The organism is Mycobacterium shinjukuense, from assembly GCF_010730055.1.
GTDB lineage: Bacteria > Actinomycetota > Actinomycetes > Mycobacteriales > Mycobacteriaceae > Mycobacterium > Mycobacterium shinjukuense.
The window spans coordinates 3,240,723-3,258,287 of the sequence record NZ_AP022575.1 but is presented as its reverse complement, the minus strand read 5'-3'; the positions used below and the strand labels follow the sequence as shown (position 1 = coordinate 3,258,287).

At 66.8% G+C, this 17,565-nt stretch carries 19 protein-coding genes; 10 read left to right on the top strand and 9 right to left on the bottom strand.

Features of this window, described 5'->3' with window-relative positions:
* Positions 1-26 precede the first annotated feature (26 nt).
* Entirely contained in the window at positions 27-449 is a 423-nt protein-coding gene (locus G6N20_RS14780) for an MmpS family protein (protein WP_083046608.1), read from the bottom strand.
* 235 nt (positions 450-684) lie between these two features.
* On the opposite strand from G6N20_RS14780, the gene G6N20_RS14775 reads away from it, so the two are divergent.
* The gene (locus G6N20_RS14775) at positions 685-1,374 is read left to right on the top strand and encodes a TetR family transcriptional regulator (RefSeq protein WP_083046609.1); all 690 of its coding nucleotides are present in this window, start codon (positions 685-687) and stop codon (positions 1,372-1,374) included.
* Positions 1,375-1,450: 76 nt separating this feature from the next.
* On the opposite strand, the gene G6N20_RS14770 is transcribed toward G6N20_RS14775, so the two are convergent.
* From G6N20_RS14770 to G6N20_RS14750, 5 genes are all read right to left on the bottom strand, one after another.
* Entirely contained in the window at positions 1,451-1,774 is a 324-nt protein-coding gene (locus G6N20_RS14770; protein WP_083046610.1) for a hypothetical protein, read from the bottom strand.
* A 288-nt stretch (positions 1,775-2,062) separates the two neighbouring features.
* The gene (locus G6N20_RS14765; RefSeq protein WP_083046688.1) at positions 2,063-2,521 is read right to left on the bottom strand and encodes a DUF5078 domain-containing protein; all 459 of its coding nucleotides are present in this window, start codon (positions 2,519-2,521) and stop codon (positions 2,063-2,065) included.
* Positions 2,522-2,565: 44 nt separating this feature from the next.
* The gene (locus tag G6N20_RS14760) at positions 2,566-3,483 is read right to left on the bottom strand and encodes a crotonase/enoyl-CoA hydratase family protein (RefSeq protein WP_083046611.1); all 918 of its coding nucleotides are present in this window, start codon (positions 3,481-3,483) and stop codon (positions 2,566-2,568) included.
* 21 nt (positions 3,484-3,504) lie between these two features.
* Positions 3,505-4,503: a YncE family protein gene (locus G6N20_RS14755; protein WP_142271889.1), complete on the bottom strand. Its 999-nt coding sequence runs from the start codon at positions 4,501-4,503 to the stop codon at positions 3,505-3,507.
* Positions 4,504-4,558: 55 nt separating this feature from the next.
* Positions 4,559-6,601: a prolyl oligopeptidase family serine peptidase gene (locus tag G6N20_RS14750; RefSeq protein ID WP_083046689.1), complete on the bottom strand. Its 2,043-nt coding sequence runs from the start codon at positions 6,599-6,601 to the stop codon at positions 4,559-4,561.
* Between the two features lie 62 nt (positions 6,602-6,663).
* Here G6N20_RS14750 and exaC point away from each other — a divergent pair, with 62 nt between their 5' ends.
* The 6 genes from exaC to G6N20_RS14720 are packed head-to-tail and all read left to right on the top strand — an operon-like array spanning position 6,664 to position 11,212.
* Positions 6,664-8,187, top strand: coding sequence for an acetaldehyde dehydrogenase ExaC (gene exaC, locus G6N20_RS14745; protein WP_083046613.1), 1,524 nt, complete (start codon positions 6,664-6,666; stop codon positions 8,185-8,187).
* Complete coding sequence (locus G6N20_RS14740; protein WP_083046614.1) at positions 8,187-8,687, top strand: DUF779 domain-containing protein; 501 nt, start codon at positions 8,187-8,189, stop codon at positions 8,685-8,687. Before exaC ends, G6N20_RS14740 begins: the two co-directional genes overlap by 1 nt.
* Before the next feature lie 11 nt (positions 8,688-8,698).
* Complete coding sequence (locus G6N20_RS14735; protein WP_179961477.1) at positions 8,699-8,977, top strand: putative holin; 279 nt, start codon at positions 8,699-8,701, stop codon at positions 8,975-8,977.
* Complete coding sequence (locus G6N20_RS14730) at positions 8,970-9,479, top strand: hypothetical protein (RefSeq protein WP_083046615.1); 510 nt, start codon at positions 8,970-8,972, stop codon at positions 9,477-9,479. The genes G6N20_RS14735 and G6N20_RS14730 overlap by 8 nt, the downstream gene beginning before the upstream one ends.
* Positions 9,480-9,513: 34 nt before the next feature.
* Positions 9,514-10,908 (top strand): dihydrolipoyl dehydrogenase, encoded by a 1,395-nt coding sequence (lpdA, locus tag G6N20_RS14725; RefSeq protein WP_083046616.1) that lies wholly within the window; start codon positions 9,514-9,516, stop codon positions 10,906-10,908.
* A gap of 10 nt (positions 10,909-10,918) precedes the next feature.
* The gene (locus G6N20_RS14720; RefSeq protein WP_083046617.1) at positions 10,919-11,212 is read left to right on the top strand and encodes a hypothetical protein; all 294 of its coding nucleotides are present in this window, start codon (positions 10,919-10,921) and stop codon (positions 11,210-11,212) included.
* Here G6N20_RS14720 and G6N20_RS14715 read toward each other — a convergent pair.
* On the bottom strand, positions 11,203-11,790 hold the full coding sequence (locus tag G6N20_RS14715) for a carboxymuconolactone decarboxylase family protein (protein ID WP_083046618.1): 588 nt from the start codon (positions 11,788-11,790) through the stop codon (positions 11,203-11,205). The genes G6N20_RS14720 and G6N20_RS14715 overlap by 10 nt on opposite strands.
* Positions 11,787-13,202, bottom strand: a complete 1,416-nt coding sequence (ramB, locus tag G6N20_RS14710) for an acetate metabolism transcriptional regulator RamB (RefSeq protein ID WP_083046619.1) — start codon at positions 13,200-13,202, stop codon at positions 11,787-11,789. The genes G6N20_RS14715 and ramB overlap by 4 nt, the downstream gene beginning before the upstream one ends.
* Positions 13,203-13,350: 148 nt before the next feature.
* Here ramB and G6N20_RS14705 point away from each other — a divergent pair, with 148 nt between their 5' ends.
* The 3 genes from G6N20_RS14705 (at position 13,351) to G6N20_RS14695 (ending at position 16,630) form a co-directional block, all read left to right on the top strand.
* Positions 13,351-14,145 carry an acyl-[acyl-carrier-protein] thioesterase gene (locus tag G6N20_RS14705; RefSeq protein ID WP_083046691.1) on the top strand — a complete coding sequence of 265 codons (795 nt, stop codon included), beginning with the start codon at positions 13,351-13,353 and terminating at the stop codon, positions 14,143-14,145.
* A 253-nt stretch (positions 14,146-14,398) separates the two neighbouring features.
* Positions 14,399-15,685, top strand: a complete 1,287-nt coding sequence (aceA, locus tag G6N20_RS14700) for an isocitrate lyase (RefSeq protein ID WP_083046620.1) — start codon at positions 14,399-14,401, stop codon at positions 15,683-15,685.
* 81 nt (positions 15,686-15,766) lie between these two features.
* A complete protein-coding gene (locus G6N20_RS14695; RefSeq protein ID WP_083046621.1) occupies positions 15,767-16,630 on the top strand; it encodes a 3-hydroxybutyryl-CoA dehydrogenase in 864 nt (287 codons plus the stop codon).
* Positions 16,631-16,663: 33 nt separating this feature from the next.
* Here the strand turns inward: G6N20_RS14695 and pcaA are convergent, their stop codons facing one another.
* Positions 16,664-17,527 carry a cyclopropane mycolic acid synthase PcaA gene (gene pcaA, locus G6N20_RS14690; protein ID WP_083046622.1) on the bottom strand — a complete coding sequence of 288 codons (864 nt, stop codon included), beginning with the start codon at positions 17,525-17,527 and terminating at the stop codon, positions 16,664-16,666.
* Between the last annotated feature and the right edge of the window lie 38 nt (positions 17,528-17,565).

Sequence of the window (17,565 nt, the reverse complement as noted above, 5' to 3'; positions counted from 1 at the left end):
GCCGGGCTCGTTCGCGTATGGCGTCTTCACGCGGACTTCACCAGGCAGTAGGTGTAGGCATTGACCTCGTTGGAAATTCGCTCGGCCTTGACCACGTCGTCGACCAGGATCCGGCAGCCGATGCTGTCACTGTTGCCCTGCGCCACGATGTTTCCCATTACCGCTGCCAGGTTGGTGGTGATGTGCAATGACCACGGCAGCACCGCGCCATCGACCCGTTGCGGCTCGGAGTTGACGTCGAAATAGCTGATGTCTGCGACCGTTCCGGGTGGTCCGAAGACCTCGTAGGTCAGACGTTTGGGGTTGAACGGCTTGTGACTCTCCAGGTTGCTGTCGGTGTATGACGGGCGGGTCTCGGAGGCGAAAAAGCCGCGGATGCGATGCACGGTGAATCCCCCGACGATGACGACCGCCATGATGACCAGTGGAATCCACGTCCGCGACAGCACCCTGAAAATCTCACATCCCCTTCACCGGTCGGCCTTGCTACCGGCGGACGATACCCGCCCGTGGAGAGTTCGTTCGAACCCGTTCAACATTAAACCAAGCCTTACCTAAGTTCATGACGGGCGCGTCACGCCCCGCCGGAAACAGTCGCTCCGTTCGATCGCGTGCTGGAGTGTAACGCATGTCACGTGCGTAACGGGAGGCCGCCGCCCGCTCGCCGGTCGCAAATCACACGATGTGCGTTATCCTCTGGCGGTGGCGCAACCCAGCTTCCGGCGCGCCCGCACCGAGGAAAACAAGCGCCAACGTGCCACGGCGCTCATGGAAGCTGCACGCTCGCTGGCCATGGAAACCGGTGTGGCCTCGGTGACATTGACCGCCGTCGCCGCTCGGGCGGGCGTTCACTATTCGGCCGTGCGCCGCTACTTCAGCTCCCACAAAGAGGTCCTGCTCCATCTGGCAGCCGAGGGCTGGGTGCGGTGGTCGAACACCGTGCGGGCGAGCCTGGCCGAGCCCGGTCCGATGTCACCCGCGCGGGTGGCCGCGGCGTTGGCCGACGGCCTGGCCGCCGATCCGCTGTTCTGCGACCTGCTTGCCAACCTTCACCTGCACCTCGAGCACGAGGTGGAGGTCAACAGGGTCGTCGAGGTGAAGCGGACCAGCACCGCGGCCGTGATCGCGCTCGCGGATGCGATCGAGAACGCGGTGCCCGAACTCGGCCGGCCCGGGACCTTCGACATCCTGCTGGCCGCGTACTCGTTGGCGGCGACGCTGTGGCAGATCGCCAATCCCCCCGAGCGGCTGATCGATGTGTACGCCGAGGAGCCCGAGTTGCTCCCGCCCGAATGGAACCTGGATTTCACCGTCGCCCTCACCCGGTTGCTCACCGCGACCTGTACCGGCCTACTTAGCGCAACAAAGCAATGAACGGCCGCGCCGGCCACCTTGTCCGACGCGTCTCGGAAGCCACCATGGCCTCGTTCATCTTCAGCGTCGCGCTACCTCACAGCTCGACGACGTCGCGCATGATGTCGCTCAGCTCGGACACCGGCGCCCCGCACGTCAGGCAGCAGGCGTCGGTGTGCCGGCGCAGCCGGCCGAGCTGGCAAAGGACCTCGGCCTCGACGCGCCACAGGCAAGCGATGCACAAGATCTCGACGATGTTGCCGAACGGGTCGACCTGTGGCTGGTTGCATCGATCCACGGCGTGCCGATGAACGATGTGGGTGGCCTGGTTGCTGCAGCCGGCCGCGGATTGGCAGGTGATTGCCTGCCAATCGAGGGCCGCGAGCGTGTCTGGGATCTCGTTGCCAGTTGTTTGGCCCATACGGCGACCTCCAACTTTCGGACCACTGCTGCACCGACAAATACACCCGCCGCCAGGTGCGCGGTTGCCCGGGGGTCCATCATGATGACCTTTGGCCCGCCGCGTCAAGATTTCCGGGTGTATGGCCGACGGTCGCTGGGCAACCGATGACCGTGGCGTGCATTGGCTGGTGGCTGTAAGCATCCCGCGGCGGTCCAGCGGCAGTGATCCGCCGAACGGCCAACGATCGGGATGAATCGCCGTGTCCCCCCGTCGGCGGACACCGCCTGGCGGCGGAGAAGTCGTGGCCTATGCCCAGTCCCACACCGACATATCGGTTGGCGGGTATCCGTTGCACACCTCGGTGGACTTGGCGACCACACCCTTGTTGTTAAAGAAGATCTTCATGTGGTTGGGCCACGCGAACCACAGCGGATCGCCATTGTAGAAGTGCTCGGAATAGTCGCGGCGTTCCGCCGGGCTCAACGAGAAAAACCAGTGTGCCTTGTCTTGGACGGCCTGCTGAACATTCGGGTGGTTGTTGTAGTCGATCATGTACCGCTGGTAGTAGACCGGGCTGGTGTCCCTGGTGGCCGCCAGGATCTGTTCGGCGGTGCAGGTGGTGGCGATGATCCTGCGGGGTATCGGAAAGTCTTCCGTGGAATCCGCGGTGGCGGCCTTCGGGAGGCTCGCGGCGACGGCGCCGAGCATACCGAGAAGCGCGACCAACACGGTGCCCGCCCGCACAGGGGTGGTCAGCCGCAACATGATGGTTACCGTAACATTTTCCGGGCCCGGGGGCGCGGCCTTGGTCATGGGCCGTCGCTATCCGGGACGATCAGGTGCGTGGGGTCGGGTCGCAGCTCGGGCGGGGCCTGGCTGTAGTCGCCGAACGGGCCGTCGCGGCGCTCGACCGCCGCCCGCACACCTTCGGTTTCGGCGGTGCGGATGAAGTCGAGCGCTTCGGGGGTGTTGCGCATCAGCCCGTCGAGAATGCCGCCCAGTATCTGGGTGGACGCCAGGCCCATGTTCTCGTAGGCCTGGTTGACGATCAGCTTCTGAGCCCGCAACTGCGACAACGGGATTCGGGCCAGCTCGGCGGCGATCTGGGCGACGCGGGCCGCCAGCCGCTGGAACGGCACCGCCTCGTTGATCAGCTCGATCTCGGCGGCCTGCACCCCGGTCAGCGGCCGGCCGGTCAGCGAGTGCCATTTCACCTTGGCCAGGCTAAGCCGGTACAGCCACATCCCGGTCAGATAGGCCCCCCACATCCGGCTGTACGGGGTGCCGATCACCGCGTCCTCGCTGGCGATCACGAGGTCGGCGCACAGCGCGTAGTCGCTGGCTCCGCCCACGCACCAGCCGTGGACCTGCGCGATCACCGGTTTGGACGCCCGCCAGATCGCCATGAACTTCTGTGTCGGCCCGGTCTCGCGGGCGGTGACCATGGCGAAATCCTTGCCCGGATCCCATCGCCCGTCGGTCATCATGGCCTCGCCCCAGTGCCGGAAGCCGCCGGCGAAGTCATACCCGGCCGAGAACGCGCGGCCGGCTCCGCGCAACACGATGACCTTGATGTCCTGGTCGCGTTCGGCGAGCCCGATCGCGGCCTCGATCTCGTCGGGCATGGGCGGGACGATGGTGTTGAGCTGGTCGGGGCGGTTGAGCGTGATGGTGGCGACCGGACCGGCCGTCGTGTACAGCAGCGTCTCGAACTCGGGTGTCGGCATGTTCAGCGACGATATCGGCGATCAGCCCCCGGTGGCACCGGGGTCGATGACCTGCACCACGCCGCCGGTCACTCCGGCGATGAACAACCGGCCGGTCACCGGGTCCACACCCAGCGAGTAGGGGTTCTGCACGGTGGGGATGCGGGCGACTTCGGCAAGGTTCGGGTCGGTAACGGTGTAGCCGATGACCTCGTTGGTGCCCGAGGAGGAGACCCAGAGCCGGTCGCGGGTCGGGTCATAGGCCAGGCCGTACGGCCCGCCCGGCTGTGCCGCCCTGCCAACCTCGCGCGGCGTCGGCCGCGGGTCGAACACCCGGACGCTGTTGCCACGGGTGTCGGTGACGATCAGGTGCCCGTGCCGGTCGGCGATCACGTGGGTGGGGCCCGCGCCCGCGGCTGTCGAGCCGACCGCGGACAAGGTCTCGGCGTCGTAGACCGTCACGGTGTTCTTCCGCGCGTCGAGCACGCCCACGGTGTTGCCGGACGCCGCCACCCCGGCGGGTTGCCCGAAGCCGGTGAGGACCTTCACCATCTGGTTGCCACGCAGCACGCTCACCGTGCCGTCGTGTTCGTTGCTGACGAACACGGTGCCGTTGGCCGCCGCCGCGGCGTCATGCGGGAAGGCGCCGGTCGCGATCGGCGGCGACGCCGTTGCCTGCGGCAACTCCACCCGCACCAAGGCGTTGGCGGTTTCAACCGGCACCAGGACCGGACCCCGGGGTGCGGCCAGCGCGAGATGGCGGGCGCCCCCGGGCAGTGGGATCTGGGCGGTCACCGTCAGCGAATCGATGTTGATCAGCACCAGTTGGTCGGGGTAGCGGGTAGCGACCGCGACGGTGCGGGTCGCGGGGTCGACGGCGACGCCTTCCGGATAGCTGCCCACCTCCAGCAGGCGACCGGGCGGGGTGGTCATCGGGGGTGCCGCCAAGATCGGTTCGGCCGCCGGTGGCAGCGTCGTTGCCGCGGTGTCGGCGCCATGCTGGCCGCACGCGGCCAACACCGCGGCCGCGGCTGTGGCCATGAGTTTCAGGTGACCGCGCTGGCTCACCGGTGTGCACCACCCCCTGATCGTGTGGCTAGCTGCGCGGCTGCGCCGACAGCATGCGGTGCAGGAACGAGTAACTCAGTGCCGACTTGAACGCGAGTTGTTCGTTGTCGGCTGCGCCGGCGTGACCGCCCTCGATGTTTTCGTAGTACCAGACGCGATGGCCGGCGGCCTGCAGGGCCGCCACCATCTTGCGGGCATGGCCGGGATGCACCCGATCGTCGCGGGTCGAGGTGGTCATGAGCACCGGCGGGTACTTCAGGTCAGCCGAAATGTTCTGGTAGGGAGAGTATTCGGCGATGAATTCCCAGTCTTCGGGGTTGTCCGGATCGCCGTATTCGGCCACCCAGGAGGCGCCGGCCAGCAGCAGGTGGTACCGCTTCATGTCCAGCAGCGGCACATCGCAGACCAGCGCGGCGAATTTCTCCGGGTGCTTGGTCAACATGATGCCCACCAGCAGCCCGCCGTTGCTGCCGCCGCGCGCGCCGAGCCGCTCAACGGTGCTGATGCCGCGGTCCACCACATCGGTGGCTATCGCCGCGAAGTCCTCGGCCACTTTGTGCCGGCCCGCGCGCATCGCCTGGGTGTGCCAGCCGGGCCCGTACTCGCCGCCGCCGCGGATGTTGGCCAGCACGTAGGTGCCCCCGCGGGCCAGCCAGAGCCGGCCCAGCACGCCGTCGTAGGCCGGTGTCCGGGAGGTCTCGAACCCGCCGTAGCCGCTCAGCAGGGTGGGGCCGGGCCCGTCGCTAGAGGCGGGTCGCACGACAAAGTACGGGACCCTGGTGCCATCGGCAGATGCCGTGAAATACTGTGCCACCGTGGTGTTTTCGGCGTCGAAAAACGCCGGTGCAGACTTGATGGGCGCCAGCTGGCCGTCAGCGGTGCCGCGCAACAGCCGCGACGGCGTGACGAAACCACTGCAGTCCAAGAAGAACTCGTCGCCGTGGTGATCGGCGGCGACGATCACGGTGTTGGTCGCGGCCGGGATGCCCGCGATCGGCTCGCGCCGCCAGCTGCCCGGGTCGTCCGGTGTGACGATCTCCACGCGGCTGGCCACGTCGGCCAGCGTGACCAGCAACAGGCGGTCGCGGGTCCACGCGTAGTGGTGCAGCGCGGTATGTGCGTCGGGCTGGAACACCACCCGCAATTCTGCTGTGCAGGCGAGGAATTCGTGGTAGTCAGCGGCCAGCAGCGAGCCCGCGGGGTAGGTGGTGGTGCCGCGGGTCCAGTCGGTGCGCAGTTCGATCAACAGCCAGTCCCGGTGGATCGACACGGTAGCGTCGGTGGGCGCGTCGATTCGGATCAGTTCCGAACCGCGCAGCTCGTAGACCTCGTCGTTCCAGAAGTCGAGGGCCCGCGCCAGCACGGTGCGCTCGAATCCGGGTGTGCGATCCACCGACGCGGTGACGCGCACGTCGGCCCGCGTGCCCTCGAAGACCGTCTCGGCCTCGGCCAGTGGTGTGCCCCGGCGCCATCGTTTGATCACTCGCGGGTAGCCGGATTCGGTGAGCGAGTCAGCGCCGAAGTCGGTACCCACCAGCACGGTGTCCGGGTCCTCCCAGGTGATCTGCGACTTGGCCTGCCCGAGCTCGAACCCGTCGACCACGAATTTGCGTGTCACCATGTCGAATTCACGCACGATGGTGGCATCCGAGCCGCCCGGGGAGAGACCGATCAGGGCACGGGTGTAGTCGGGTTCGATGACGCCGGCGCCGGCCCACACCCACTTTTGGTTGTCGGCTCGGCCCAGTTCATCGACATCGATCAGCACATCCCAGTCCGGGGAGTCGGTGCGATAGCTGTCCAGCGTGGTACGCCGCCACAGCCCGCGCGGGTTGGCGGCGTCGCGCCAGAAGTTGTACAGGTAATCGCCGCGGCGGGTCACGTACGGGATGCGGGCGTCGGTGTCGAGCACCTCGAGCGCCTCGGCACGCATGCGCTCGAACTCCTCGTCGCAGAACGCCGCCTTGGTCGCCTCGTTGCGTGCGCGCACCCAGTCCAGCGCCTGCTCACCGGTGACGTCTTCCAGCCACAGGTACGGGTCGGGGCCGTCCGGGGGAGCCTCAGCGGTCATGGAAGCCATTGTCTCCCCGGCGGTACTGTGAGTTGTAAACGGTCGAACGAGGAGCCGAGCCGATGACTGTCTTTCCGCGTCCAGGTTCTGCCGGGGCAGTGATGTCGTATGAATCCCGGTACGAAAACTTCATCGGGGGTCAATGGGTTGCGCCGGTGCGGGGCCGCTACTTCGAGAACCCGACGCCGGTGACCGGCCAGCCGTTCTGCGAGGTGCCGCGCTCCGACGAGGCCGACATCGACAAGGCGCTCGACGCCGCCCACGCCGCCGCCCCGGCGTGGGGCAAGACCCCGCCGGCCGAGCGCGCGGCGATCCTCAACAAGATCGCCGACCGCATCGACCAGCACACCACCGCGTTGGCCGTGGCCGAGGTCTGGGACAACGGCAAACCGGTCCGGGAGGCGCTGGCCGCCGACATCCCGCTGGCGGCCGATCACTTCCGGTATTTCGCCGCGGCGATCCGCGCGCAGGAGGGCTCGCTGAGCCAGATCGACGAGGACACCGTGGCCTACCATTTCCACGAGCCGCTCGGCGTGGTGGGGCAGATCATTCCGTGGAACTTCCCGATCCTGATGGCCGCCTGGAAGCTGGCGCCGGCGCTGGCGGCCGGCAACACGGCGGTGCTCAAACCCGCCGAGCAGACGCCTGCCTCGGTGCTCTACCTGATGTCGCTGATCGGTGATCTGCTGCCACCCGGGGTGGTCAACGTGGTCAACGGGTTCGGCGCCGAAGCCGGCAAGCCGTTGGCCTCCAGCGACCGGATCGCCAAGGTCGCGTTCACCGGGGAAACCACCACCGGGCGGCTGATCATGCAATACGCCTCGCACAACCTGATCCCGGTCACCCTGGAACTGGGCGGCAAGAGCCCCAACATCTTCTTCGCCGACGTGCTGGCCGCGCACGACGACTTCCAAGACAAGGCGCTGGAGGGCTTCACCATGTTCGCCCTCAACCAGGGGGAGGTGTGCACCTGCCCGTCGCGCAGCCTGATCCAGGCCGACATCTACGACGAGTTCCTGGAGCTGGCGGCGATCCGGACCAAGGCGGTCCGGCAGGGTGACCCGCTGGACACCGAAACCATGCTGGGTTCCCAGGCCTCCAACGACCAGCTGGAAAAGGTGTTGTCCTACATCGAAATCGGCAAGCAAGAGGGTGCGGTGATCATCACCGGCGGCGAGCGTGCCGAACTGGGCGGCGACCTGTCCGGCGGCTACTACATGCAGCCGACGATCTTCACCGGCACCAACACGATGCGGATCTTCCAGGAGGAGATCTTCGGGCCGGTGGTGGCGGTGACGTCGTTCACCGATTACGACGACGCGATCGGCATCGCCAACGACACCCTCTACGGCTTGGGCGCGGGTGTGTGGAGCCGCGACGGCAACACCGCCTATCGGGCCGGGCGGGACATCCAGGCCGGCCGGGTGTGGGTCAACTGCTATCACCTCTACCCCGCGCACGCGGCGTTCGGCGGCTACAAGCAGTCCGGCATTGGCCGGGAGGGCCACCAGATGATGCTGGAGCACTACCAACACACCAAGAACCTGATGGTGTCCTACTCGGATAAGGCGCTGGGGCTGTTCTGATGCACGCTCCCGCGGGGGTGCTCATCACCGCCGAGGCCGCCGCGCTGCTGGCTAGGCTGCAAGACCGGCACGGTCCGGTGATGTTCCACCAATCCGGCGGCTGCTGCGACGGGTCGTCGCCGATGTGCTACCCGCGTGCGGACTTCCTGGTCGGTGACCGCGACGTCTTGCTGGGTGTGCTCGATATCGGCGAAGACGGCGTGCCGGTGTGGATTTCGGGTCCGCAGTACCAGGCCTGGAAGCATACCCAGCTGATCATCGATGTGGTGCCGGGCCGCGGCGGCGGGTTCAGCCTGGAAGCACCCGAAGGCGTGCGATTCCTCAGTCGCGGCCGGGTGTTCAGCGACGCCGAGACGGCGCTGCTGCAGGCAGCGCCGGTGATCACCGGGGCCGCCTACGAGCGCGGCGAACGGCCGTCAACCAGGGGTGTTGTCGTCGAGCTGGACGACAACGGTGCCGCGCCGGGCACGTGCGCGACCGGTCGGCTCGCACCGCAGTAAGGTCGTACACCGTGATTCCCCTTCCGCGTGCTTGGCTGCTGACCGGCGCCATGCTGGTGGGCAGCGCGGTCGGGCAGCTGGCGGGGGTGGCGTCCAGCGCGCTGATCCACGTCCGGATCCGGCCGGACATCGTCATCGCGTTGGTGGTCGGGATTCCCAGCGTGATCGGGCTGTCGGTGATCCTGTTTTCCGGGCGTCGATGGGTGACGGCGCTGGGTGCCTGCATCCTGGCGGTGGCCCCCGGTTGGTTCGGTGTGCTGGTCGCGCTTCGGGTGGTGGCCGGTGGTTGACCGGGAGGCCGGGCCGGGGACCGAGCCGTTCGTGCCGGATTTCGACGACACCGGTTCGCAACCGGTGGCATCGGTGGCGCCGCCCGAGGGGTCCTCGCCGGCGGTCGCCGAAGCGCACCAGCCGTCGGCGGCACCGGCCACCGAGACGGTTGCCGGTCCGGTCAGCGTGCCCGGCCGCTACCTGTACGCGCCGCGGTGGAAGTTGGTGCTGGTGGTCCTCGGCGTGTGGCTGGCGGCCGCCGAGGTGGGGCTGAGCCTGTTTTATTGGTGGTATCACACGCTTGACAAGACGGCGGCCGTATTCGTCGTGCTGGTCTATATCGTCGTGTGCACGCTGGGCGGCTTGATGCTGTCGATGGTGCCGGGCCGGCCGCTGATCACGGCATTGTCGCTGGGGGTGATGTCGGGGCCGTTCGCATCCGTGGCCGCCGCGGCTCCGCTCTACGGGTACTACTACTGCGCCCGAGTGGGCCATTGCCTGGTCGGCGTCATTCCCTATTGAATCGACAGCCGAGTCGGCCACTAGGGTAGTGCCCGTGACTCACTATGACGTCGTCGTCCTCGGAGCCGGTCCTGGTGGATACGTCGCGGCCATCCGGGCCGCGCAACTCGGCCTGAATACCGCAATCGTGGAACCGAAATACTGGGGCGGAGTCTGCCTCAACGTCGGTTGCATCCCGTCAAAGGCGTTGCTGCGCAACGCCGAACTGGTGCACATCTTCACCAAGGAGGCGAAGACCTTTGGCGCCAGCGGCGAGCTGACCTTCGACTACGGGGTCGCCTACGACCGCAGCCGCAAGGTGGCCGAAGGTCGGGTGGCCGGCGTGCACTTCCTGATGAAGAAGAACCAGATCACCGAGATCCACGGCTACGGTCGGTTCACCGACGCCAACACGCTAGCGGTCGACCTCAACGACGGCGGCACCCAAACGGTCACCTTCGACAACGCCATCATCGCCACCGGTAGCAGCACCCGACTGGTTCCGGGCACGTCGTTGTCGGCCAACGTGGTGACCTACGAGGAACAGATCCTGTCCCGGGAGCTGCCGACGTCGATCATCATCGCCGGCGCCGGGGCCATCGGCATGGAGTTCGGCTACGTGCTGAAAAACTACGGCGTCGAGGTGACCATCGTGGAATTCCTGCCGCGCGCGCTGCCCAACGAGGACGCCGACGTGTCCAAGGAGATCGAGCGGCAGTTCAAGAAGCTGGGCGTCAAGATCCTCACCGCGACCAAGGTCGAGTCCATCGCCGACAACGGGTCACAGGTCACCGTGACCGTCAGCAAGGACGGCACGGCGCAAGAGCTCACGGCGCAGAAGGTGTTGCAGGCCATCGGGTTTGCCCCCAACGTCGAGGGCTACGGCTTGGACAAAGCCGGTGTCGCGCTCACCGACCGCAAGGCCATCGGCGTCGACGACCATATGCGCACCAACGTCGGGCACATCTACGCCATCGGCGACGTCACCGGGTTGGCGATGCTGGCGCACGTCGCCGAGGCCATGGGCGTGGTGGCCGCCGAAACCATCGCCGGCGCAGAGACTTTGGCGCTGGGCGACTACCGGATGCTGCCGCGTGCGACGTTCTGCCAGCCGCAGGTGGCCAGCTTCGGGCTCACCGAGCAGCAGGCCCGCGACGAGGGTTTCGACGTGGTGGTGGCCAGGTTCCCGTTCACCGCCAACGCCAAGGCGCACGGCCTGGGCGACCCCAGTGGTTTCGTGAAGCTGGTGGCCGACGCCAAGCACGGCGAGCTGCTGGGCGGACACCTGATCGGCCACGACGTGTCCGAGTTGCTGCCGGAGCTGACGCTGGCGCAGAAGTGGGACCTGACGGCCGGCGAACTGGCCCGCAACGTGCACACCCACCCGACGATGTCGGAGGCGCTGCAGGAGTGCTTCCACGGCCTGGTCGGTCACATGATCAACCTGTGAACGGCTACCCATGGCGAGGCGCGTGAGCTCCCAGACCGCCCAGATCGTCGTGGGTGCCGTGGGTGGGGTGGTCGCCGGCTACGTCTTGTGGCTGCTGGCCATCTCCATTGGCGAGGACCTCACGACGGTGAGCCGCTGGAGCCTGGCGGTGTTGCTGCTCTCCGGTGTGCTGGGGCTGTGCGCGGTGGTGGGGGGCCTGGTGATGCGCTGGCGCCGCAGGTTCGCGTGGTCGGCGTTCGTGTTCGGGTTGCCGGTGCTTCCCGTGCTGCTGACACTGGCGGTGCTGGCCGATCTCTACTGTTGACGGCTACTTGGGTTGTCCAGCGGAATGTCGAGCGCGCTGATCGTGGCGGCCAGCGCGTCGTATTGGGTTGCGAGCAGGCAGAATTCGATCAACCGGGGCCGATCGAGGTGAGCGGCCAGCCGGTGCCAGGTGGCGGCGCTGATCGACCGGTCGCCGATCAGCTCATCGGTCGCCTGCAGCAACGACTGCTGCCGCGCGCTGAGCACCTTGCGGGGCCCGTCGCCGTCGGGAACGCCGGGCCAGGCGAAGATGCTGGCCTGCGTCTGGGCGTCCAGGCCCGCGGCACGTGCCATCCGGCGGTGGTGCTGCAGCTCGTATTCGCACGACCGCAGGTGCGCGACCCGCAGGATCACCAACTCGGTGTCGGCCCGGGGCAGCCGGCCCCGCAGCAGCCGGGCGCCGTAGAGCGCCCACGCCCAGAACAGGTACCGGCGATAGCCCAGCGTGGTGAACAGATGCATCTCGGGCGCCCGCAGCGCGCGCGCGCCCAGCCTGGCCAGCACCCAGTTGACCGGACCCAGCTGGCGAAATCGGCCCGACGGGATGCGCGCGAGCTGGCCGTCCCGGGTGCCGGTCACGCCGGTTTCACCAGGTACGGCGACACGGTGCTGCGGTGCTCGTCGAGATCCAGCGCGCGCCCCAGGGCGGGGAATGCCCGCTGCGGACAGTTGTCGCGTTCGCAAACCCGGCAGCCGGCGCCGATCGGTGTGGCGATATCCCCCGACAAGTCGAGTCCCTCCGAGTAGACGAGCCGGTGTGCGTGCCGAAGTTCGCAGCCCAGCCCGATCGCAAAGGTCTTACCGGGCTGACCATACCGGGCGGCCCGGCGCTCCACGGTGCGGGCCACCCACAGGTAGTTACGCCCGTCGGGCATTTGGGCAATCTGCACCAGAATCTTGCCCGGGTTGGCGAACGTCTCGTAGACATTCCACAACGGGCAGGTGCCGCCGCTGGAGGAAAAGTGAAAACCGGTGGCCGATTGTCGTTTTGACATGTTCCCGGCCCGGTCGACCCGAACGAAGGAGAACGGCACGCCGCGCATCGAGGGCCGCTGCAGCGTGGAGAGCCGGTGCGCGATGGTCTCATAGCTCACCGAGTAGAACGCCGACAGCCGCTCGACGTCGTAGCGGAAGTTCTCGGCGACGTCGTGGAACTGCCGGTAGGGCAGCACCGCGGCCGCGGCGAAGTAGTTGGCCAGCCCGAGCCGGGCCAGGGTGCGCGACTCGTCGCTGGTGAACTTGCCCTCGTCGACCATGCCGTCGATCAGGTCGCCGAATTCGAGGTAGGCCAACTCGGCGGCCATCTTGAACATCTGCTGGCCCGCGGAGAGGTGGCTGCTGATCTCCAGGGTGTTGGTCGTGGGGTCGTAGCGGTGCAGCACGGTGTCGCCGAGGTCGATGCGCCTGTTGATGCGCACCCCGTGCACCTCGGTGAGCCGCCGAGTCAATTCACGGGCCAGGTCGCCGTGATGCATCCGCATCCGGATGGTCAGATCCTCGGCGGCGGTGTCCAATTCGTGCAGGTAGTTCTGGCGTTGGTAGAAGTAGTCCCGCACCTCCTCGTGCGGCATGGTGATCGACCCGCTGCCACTGCCGTCGGAGAACCGTTCCTCGGTGGCGGCGGCCAATTGCGCCGTGGTGATCCGGTAGCGCCGATGCAGGTTGACCACCGCACGGGCCAGCTCGGGATGGGCGCTGACCATGTCGGCGACCTCGGTCGGGTCGATGGTGATGTCGAGATCACGGTCCAAGGTGACCTCGCGCAGCTCGGCGACCAGTCGGGTGTCGTCCTGGGAGGCGAAGAAGGTCGCGTCCACCCCGAACACCTCGGTGATGCGCAGCAGCACGGCCACCGTCAGCGGGCGGACATCGTGCTCGATCTGGTTCAGATAGCTCGGCGAGATCTCCAGCATCTGGGCCAGCGCGGCCTGGCTGAGGCCACGCTCGCTGCGCAGCTGGCGCACCCGTGAGCCGACGTAGGTCTTGGACATCAACCGAGCGTACCCGGCGTTTGTGAAGACGCCATTCGCAGAGTTGGCATGGCGTCGCGATTGGTGTTTCCGCCCTGGCATTGGCATGATTCGCACCGGGGGCCAGGGTCACCTGGGTACGCACGAGGAGCAGACGGGGAGCCAAGCCGTGAGCCTGGACAAAGAATTGATGCCCGTGCCCGACGGTCACCCCGACGTGTTCGACCGCGAATGGCCGCTTCGGGTCGGCGACATCGACCGCACCGGCCGGCTGCGGCTGGACGCGGCGTGCCGGCACATCCAGGACATCGGCCAGGACCAGCTGCGCGAGATGGGCTTCGAGGAGACGCATCCGCTGTGGATCGTCCGGCGCACCATGGTGGATCTCGTCCGACCTATCGAGTTCGGCGACATGCTGCGGCTGCGGCGATGGTGTTCGGGCACCTCGAACCGGTGGTGTGAGATGCGCGTTCGCGTCGACGGTCGCAAGGGCGGCCTGATCGAATCCGAGGCATTCTGGATCAACATCAACCGAGAGACCCAGATGCCGGCGCGCATCGCCGACGACTTCCTGGCGGGCCTGCACCGAACCACATCCGTCGATCGGCTGCGCTGGAAGGGTTATCTGAAGCCCGGCGGCCGCGATGACGCGACGGAAATTCACGAGTTCCCGGTCCGGGTCACCGACATCGACCTATTCGACCACATGAACAACTCGGTGTACTGGAGCGTGATCGAGGACTACCTGGCGTCCCATGCCGAGCTGCTGGCGGGCCCGTTGCGGGTGACCATCGAACACGAAGCGCCGGTGGCCCTCGGCGACAAGCTGGAAATCATCTCCCACGTTCACCCGGCCGGGTCGACCGATCAATTCGGTCCCGGCCTGGTCGACCGCGCTGTTACCACGCTCACATACGCGGTTGGCGACGAGACCAAAGCCGTCGCCTCACTGTTCAACCGGTAGCCCGAGCCGCAGCACGCCAACGTACGCGTTGACCTGCGAATTTGTGGTTACCGGCGGGTAGCTTCTGAAACGGTTCAGTTAATCGTCACCTTCGCAAAATTCGCAAAATGGCCGCGCCCCGTTGCTGAAATTGGCAAGTGAAACGGGTGGACCGGGCGTGCCGGCCTATGCCATGGTCGACTTAGCACACTCGTGACGCGGCGCCGTGATGGCGTCCGGATTTCAGTACCGAGCGACCGTGAGGAGCAGCCCGATGTCTGCCGTTGGCACCCCGAAAACCGCCGAACAGATCCAGCGCGACTGGGACACCAACCCGCGTTGGAGGGACGTCACCCGTACCTACACCGCCCAGGACGTCGTCGCCCTGCAGGGCAGCGTGGTCGAGGAGTTCACCCTGGCCCGCCGCGGCGCCGAGGTGTTGTGGGAGCAACTGCACGACCTGGAATGGGTCAACGCGCTCGGCGCCCTGACCGGCAACATGGCCGTGCAGCAGGTGCGCGCCGGTCTGAAGGCCATCTACCTGTCGGGCTGGCAGGTCGCCGGTGACGCCAACCTGTCCGGCCACACCTACCCCGACCAGAGCCTGTACCCGGCCAACTCGGTGCCGCAGGTGGTGCGCCGGATCAACAACGCGCTGCAGCGCGCCGACCAGATCGCCAAGATCGAGGGCGACACCTCGGTGCAGAATTGGCTGGCGCCGATCGTCGCCGACGCCGAGGCCGGCTTCGGTGGCGCGCTCAACGTCTTCGAGCTGCAGAAGGCCTTGATCGCCGCCGGCGCGGCCGGCACCCACTGGGAGGACCAGCTGGCCTCCGAGAAGAAGTGCGGCCATCTGGGCGGCAAGGTGCTGATCCCGACCCAGCAGCACATCCGCACGCTGACGGCTGCTCGGCTCGCGGCCGACGTGGCTGATGTTCCCACGGTGGTGATCGCCCGCACCGACGCCGAGGCGGCCACCCTGATCACTTCCGACGTCGACGAACGCGACCAGCCGTTCATCACCGGCGAGCGCACCCGGGAAGGCTTTTACCGGACCAAAAACGGCATCGAGCCCTGCATCGCCCGGGCCAAGGCGTATGCGCCGTTCGCCGACCTGATCTGGATGGAGACCGGCACCCCGGACCTCGAGGTCGCGCGGCAATTCTCCGAAGCGGTCAAGGCCGAGTACCCCGACCAGATGCTGGCCTACAACTGCTCGCCATCGTTCAACTGGCGCAAACACCTCGACGATGCCACCATTGCCAAGTTCCAAAAGGAGCTTGCCGCAATGGGTTTCAAGTTCCAGTTCATCACGCTGGCCGGCTTCCACGCGCTGAACTACTCGATGTTCGATCTGGCCTACGGCTACGCCCGCAACCAGATGACCGCGTATGTCGAGTTGCAGGAACGTGAGTTCGCCGCCGAGGAGCGCGGCTACACCGCGACCAAGCACCAGCGCGAGGTCGGCGCCGGGTACTTCGACCGCATCGCCACCACGGTCGACCCAAACTCGTCGACCACCGCGCTGACCGGCTCCACCGAAGAGGGGCAGTTCCACTAGTCTGCCGAGCAGACGCAAAAGCACCCTTTTGCGGCGCAAAAGTGGCGCTTTTGCGTCTGCTCGCGCATTTGAGGAGGAGCAGTGAGCGATGCAGCGATCCAGCGGGTCGGGGTTGTCGGGGCGGGGCAGATGGGGTCCGGCATCGCCGAGGTCTGCGCACGCGCCGGCGTCGACGTGACGGTGTTCGAGACCACCGCGGCGCTGATCACCGCGGGACGCAACCGGATCGTGAGGTCGCTGGACCGCGGTGTCAGCGCCGGCAAGGTGACCGAGCGCGAGCGTGACCGCGCGCTTGGACTGTTGACCTTCACCACCGATCTCAACGACCTAGCCGATCGGCAACTGGTGATCGAAGCCGTCGTCGAGGACCAGGCCGTCAAGGCCGAGATCTTTGCCGAACTCGACCGGGTGGTCACCGATCAGGATGCGGTGCTGGCGTCGAACACCTCAAGCATCCCGATCATGAGAATCGCCGCGGCCACCCAAAACCCGCGACGGGTGCTGGGCCTGCACTTCTTCAACCCGGTTCCGGTGCTGCCGCTGGTCGAGTTGGTCAGCACACTGGTCACCGACCAAACCACCGCCGCCCGCACCGAAGAGTTTGCCAGCGGGGTGCTGGGCAAGCAGGTTGTGCGCTGTTCCGACCGGTCCGGCTTCGTGGTGAACGCGCTGCTGGTGCCGTATCTGCTGTCGGCGATCCGGATGGTCGAGGCCGGGTTTGCCACCGTCGAAGACGTCGACAAGGCCGTCGTCGCGGGGCTATCGCACCCGATGGGCCCGCTGCGGCTTGCCGACCTGGTCGGCCTGGACACCCTCAAGCTGATCGCGGACAAGATGTTCGAGGAGTTCAAAGAACCGCATTTCGGTCCCCCGCCGCTGCTGCTGCGCATGGTTGAGGCGGGTCGGTTGGGCAAGAAGTCGGGTCAGGGTTTCTACCCGTACTAGCTACTAGCCGTTCTACACCGTGGGGTTGGCTGGCTATTTTTCCAGGGTGAACTGGTCGACGTCGGTGTAGCCCTCGCGGAACAGCCTTGCACAGCCGGTCAGGTACTTCATGTACCTGTCGTAGACCTTTTCCGATTGGATCGCGATGGCCTCGTCCCTGCGGGCTTGCAGCGCGGCGGCCCACATGTCCAGGGTGCGCGCGTAGTGCTGCTGCAACGATTGGATCCGGGTCAGCTTGAAACCGGCGGCCGCGGCGTGCTCTTCGACCGACGGGACGGTCGGCAGCCAACCGCCGGGGAATATCTCGGCCAGGATGAACTGGGTGAAATGAACGATCTCGTGGGTCAGCGACAGGCCCCTGGCCCGGGCATCTTTGAAGGTGGGCCGGACGATGGTGTGCAGCAGCATGATGCCGTCGGCGGGCAGTACTTCGCTGGCCATCTTGAAGAACCGCGGGTAGCGCTGGCGGCCGAAGTGCTCGAAGGCGCCGATCGAGACGATGCGGTCGACGGGCTCGTGGAACGTCTCCCACCCCTCCAGCAGGACGCGCCTGCTTCGCGGGGTGTCCATCGCGTCGAACATCTTCTGCACGTGCGCGGCCTGGTTCTCGGACAGCGTCAGGCCCACCACGTTGACGTCGTATTTCTCGATGGCGCGTCGCATGGTCGCGCCCCAGCCGCAACCAATGTCCAGCAACGTCATGCCCGGCTCGAGGTTCAGCTTGCCCAGCGCCAGGTCGATCTTGGCGATCTGGGCCTCCTGCAGGGTCATGTCGTCACGCTCGAAGTAGGCGCAGCTGTAGGTCTGGGTGGGGTCGAGGAACAACCGGAAGAAGTCGTCGGATAGGTCGTAGTGGGCTTGCACGTTTCCGAAGTGCGGTGTGAGCTGCACGGACATACGATGTGAGCCTTTCTTGTTTCCCGCGGCCGTTCAGG

Bases quoted from the DNA above. Each gene is read 5' to 3' on its own strand.
- G6N20_RS14740 (WP_083046614.1), top strand. From the start codon at position 8,187: ATGCACGCTCCCGCGGGGGTGCTCATCACCGCCGAGGCCGCCGCGCTG.
- G6N20_RS14770 (WP_083046610.1), bottom strand. From the start codon at position 1,774: ATGGGCCAAACAACTGGCAACGAGATCCCAGACACGCTCGCGGCCCTC.
- G6N20_RS14765 (WP_083046688.1), bottom strand. From the start codon at position 2,521: ATGTTGCGGCTGACCACCCCTGTGCGGGCGGGCACCGTGTTGGTCGCG.
- ramB (WP_083046619.1), bottom strand. From the start codon at position 13,202: ATGTCCAAGACCTACGTCGGCTCACGGGTGCGCCAGCTGCGCAGCGAG.
- exaC (WP_083046613.1), top strand. From the start codon at position 6,664: ATGACTGTCTTTCCGCGTCCAGGTTCTGCCGGGGCAGTGATGTCGTAT.
- G6N20_RS14750 (WP_083046689.1), bottom strand. From the start codon at position 6,601: ATGACCGCTGAGGCTCCCCCGGACGGCCCCGACCCGTACCTGTGGCTG.
- G6N20_RS14760 (WP_083046611.1), bottom strand. From the start codon at position 3,483: ATGCCGACACCCGAGTTCGAGACGCTGCTGTACACGACGGCCGGTCCG.
- pcaA (WP_083046622.1), bottom strand. From the start codon at position 17,527: ATGTCCGTGCAGCTCACACCGCACTTCGGAAACGTGCAAGCCCACTAC.
- G6N20_RS14755 (WP_142271889.1), bottom strand. From the start codon at position 4,503: ATGGCCACAGCCGCGGCCGCGGTGTTGGCCGCGTGCGGCCAGCATGGC.
- aceA (WP_083046620.1), top strand. From the start codon at position 14,399: ATGTCTGCCGTTGGCACCCCGAAAACCGCCGAACAGATCCAGCGCGAC.
- G6N20_RS14720 (WP_083046617.1), top strand. From the start codon at position 10,919: ATGGCGAGGCGCGTGAGCTCCCAGACCGCCCAGATCGTCGTGGGTGCC.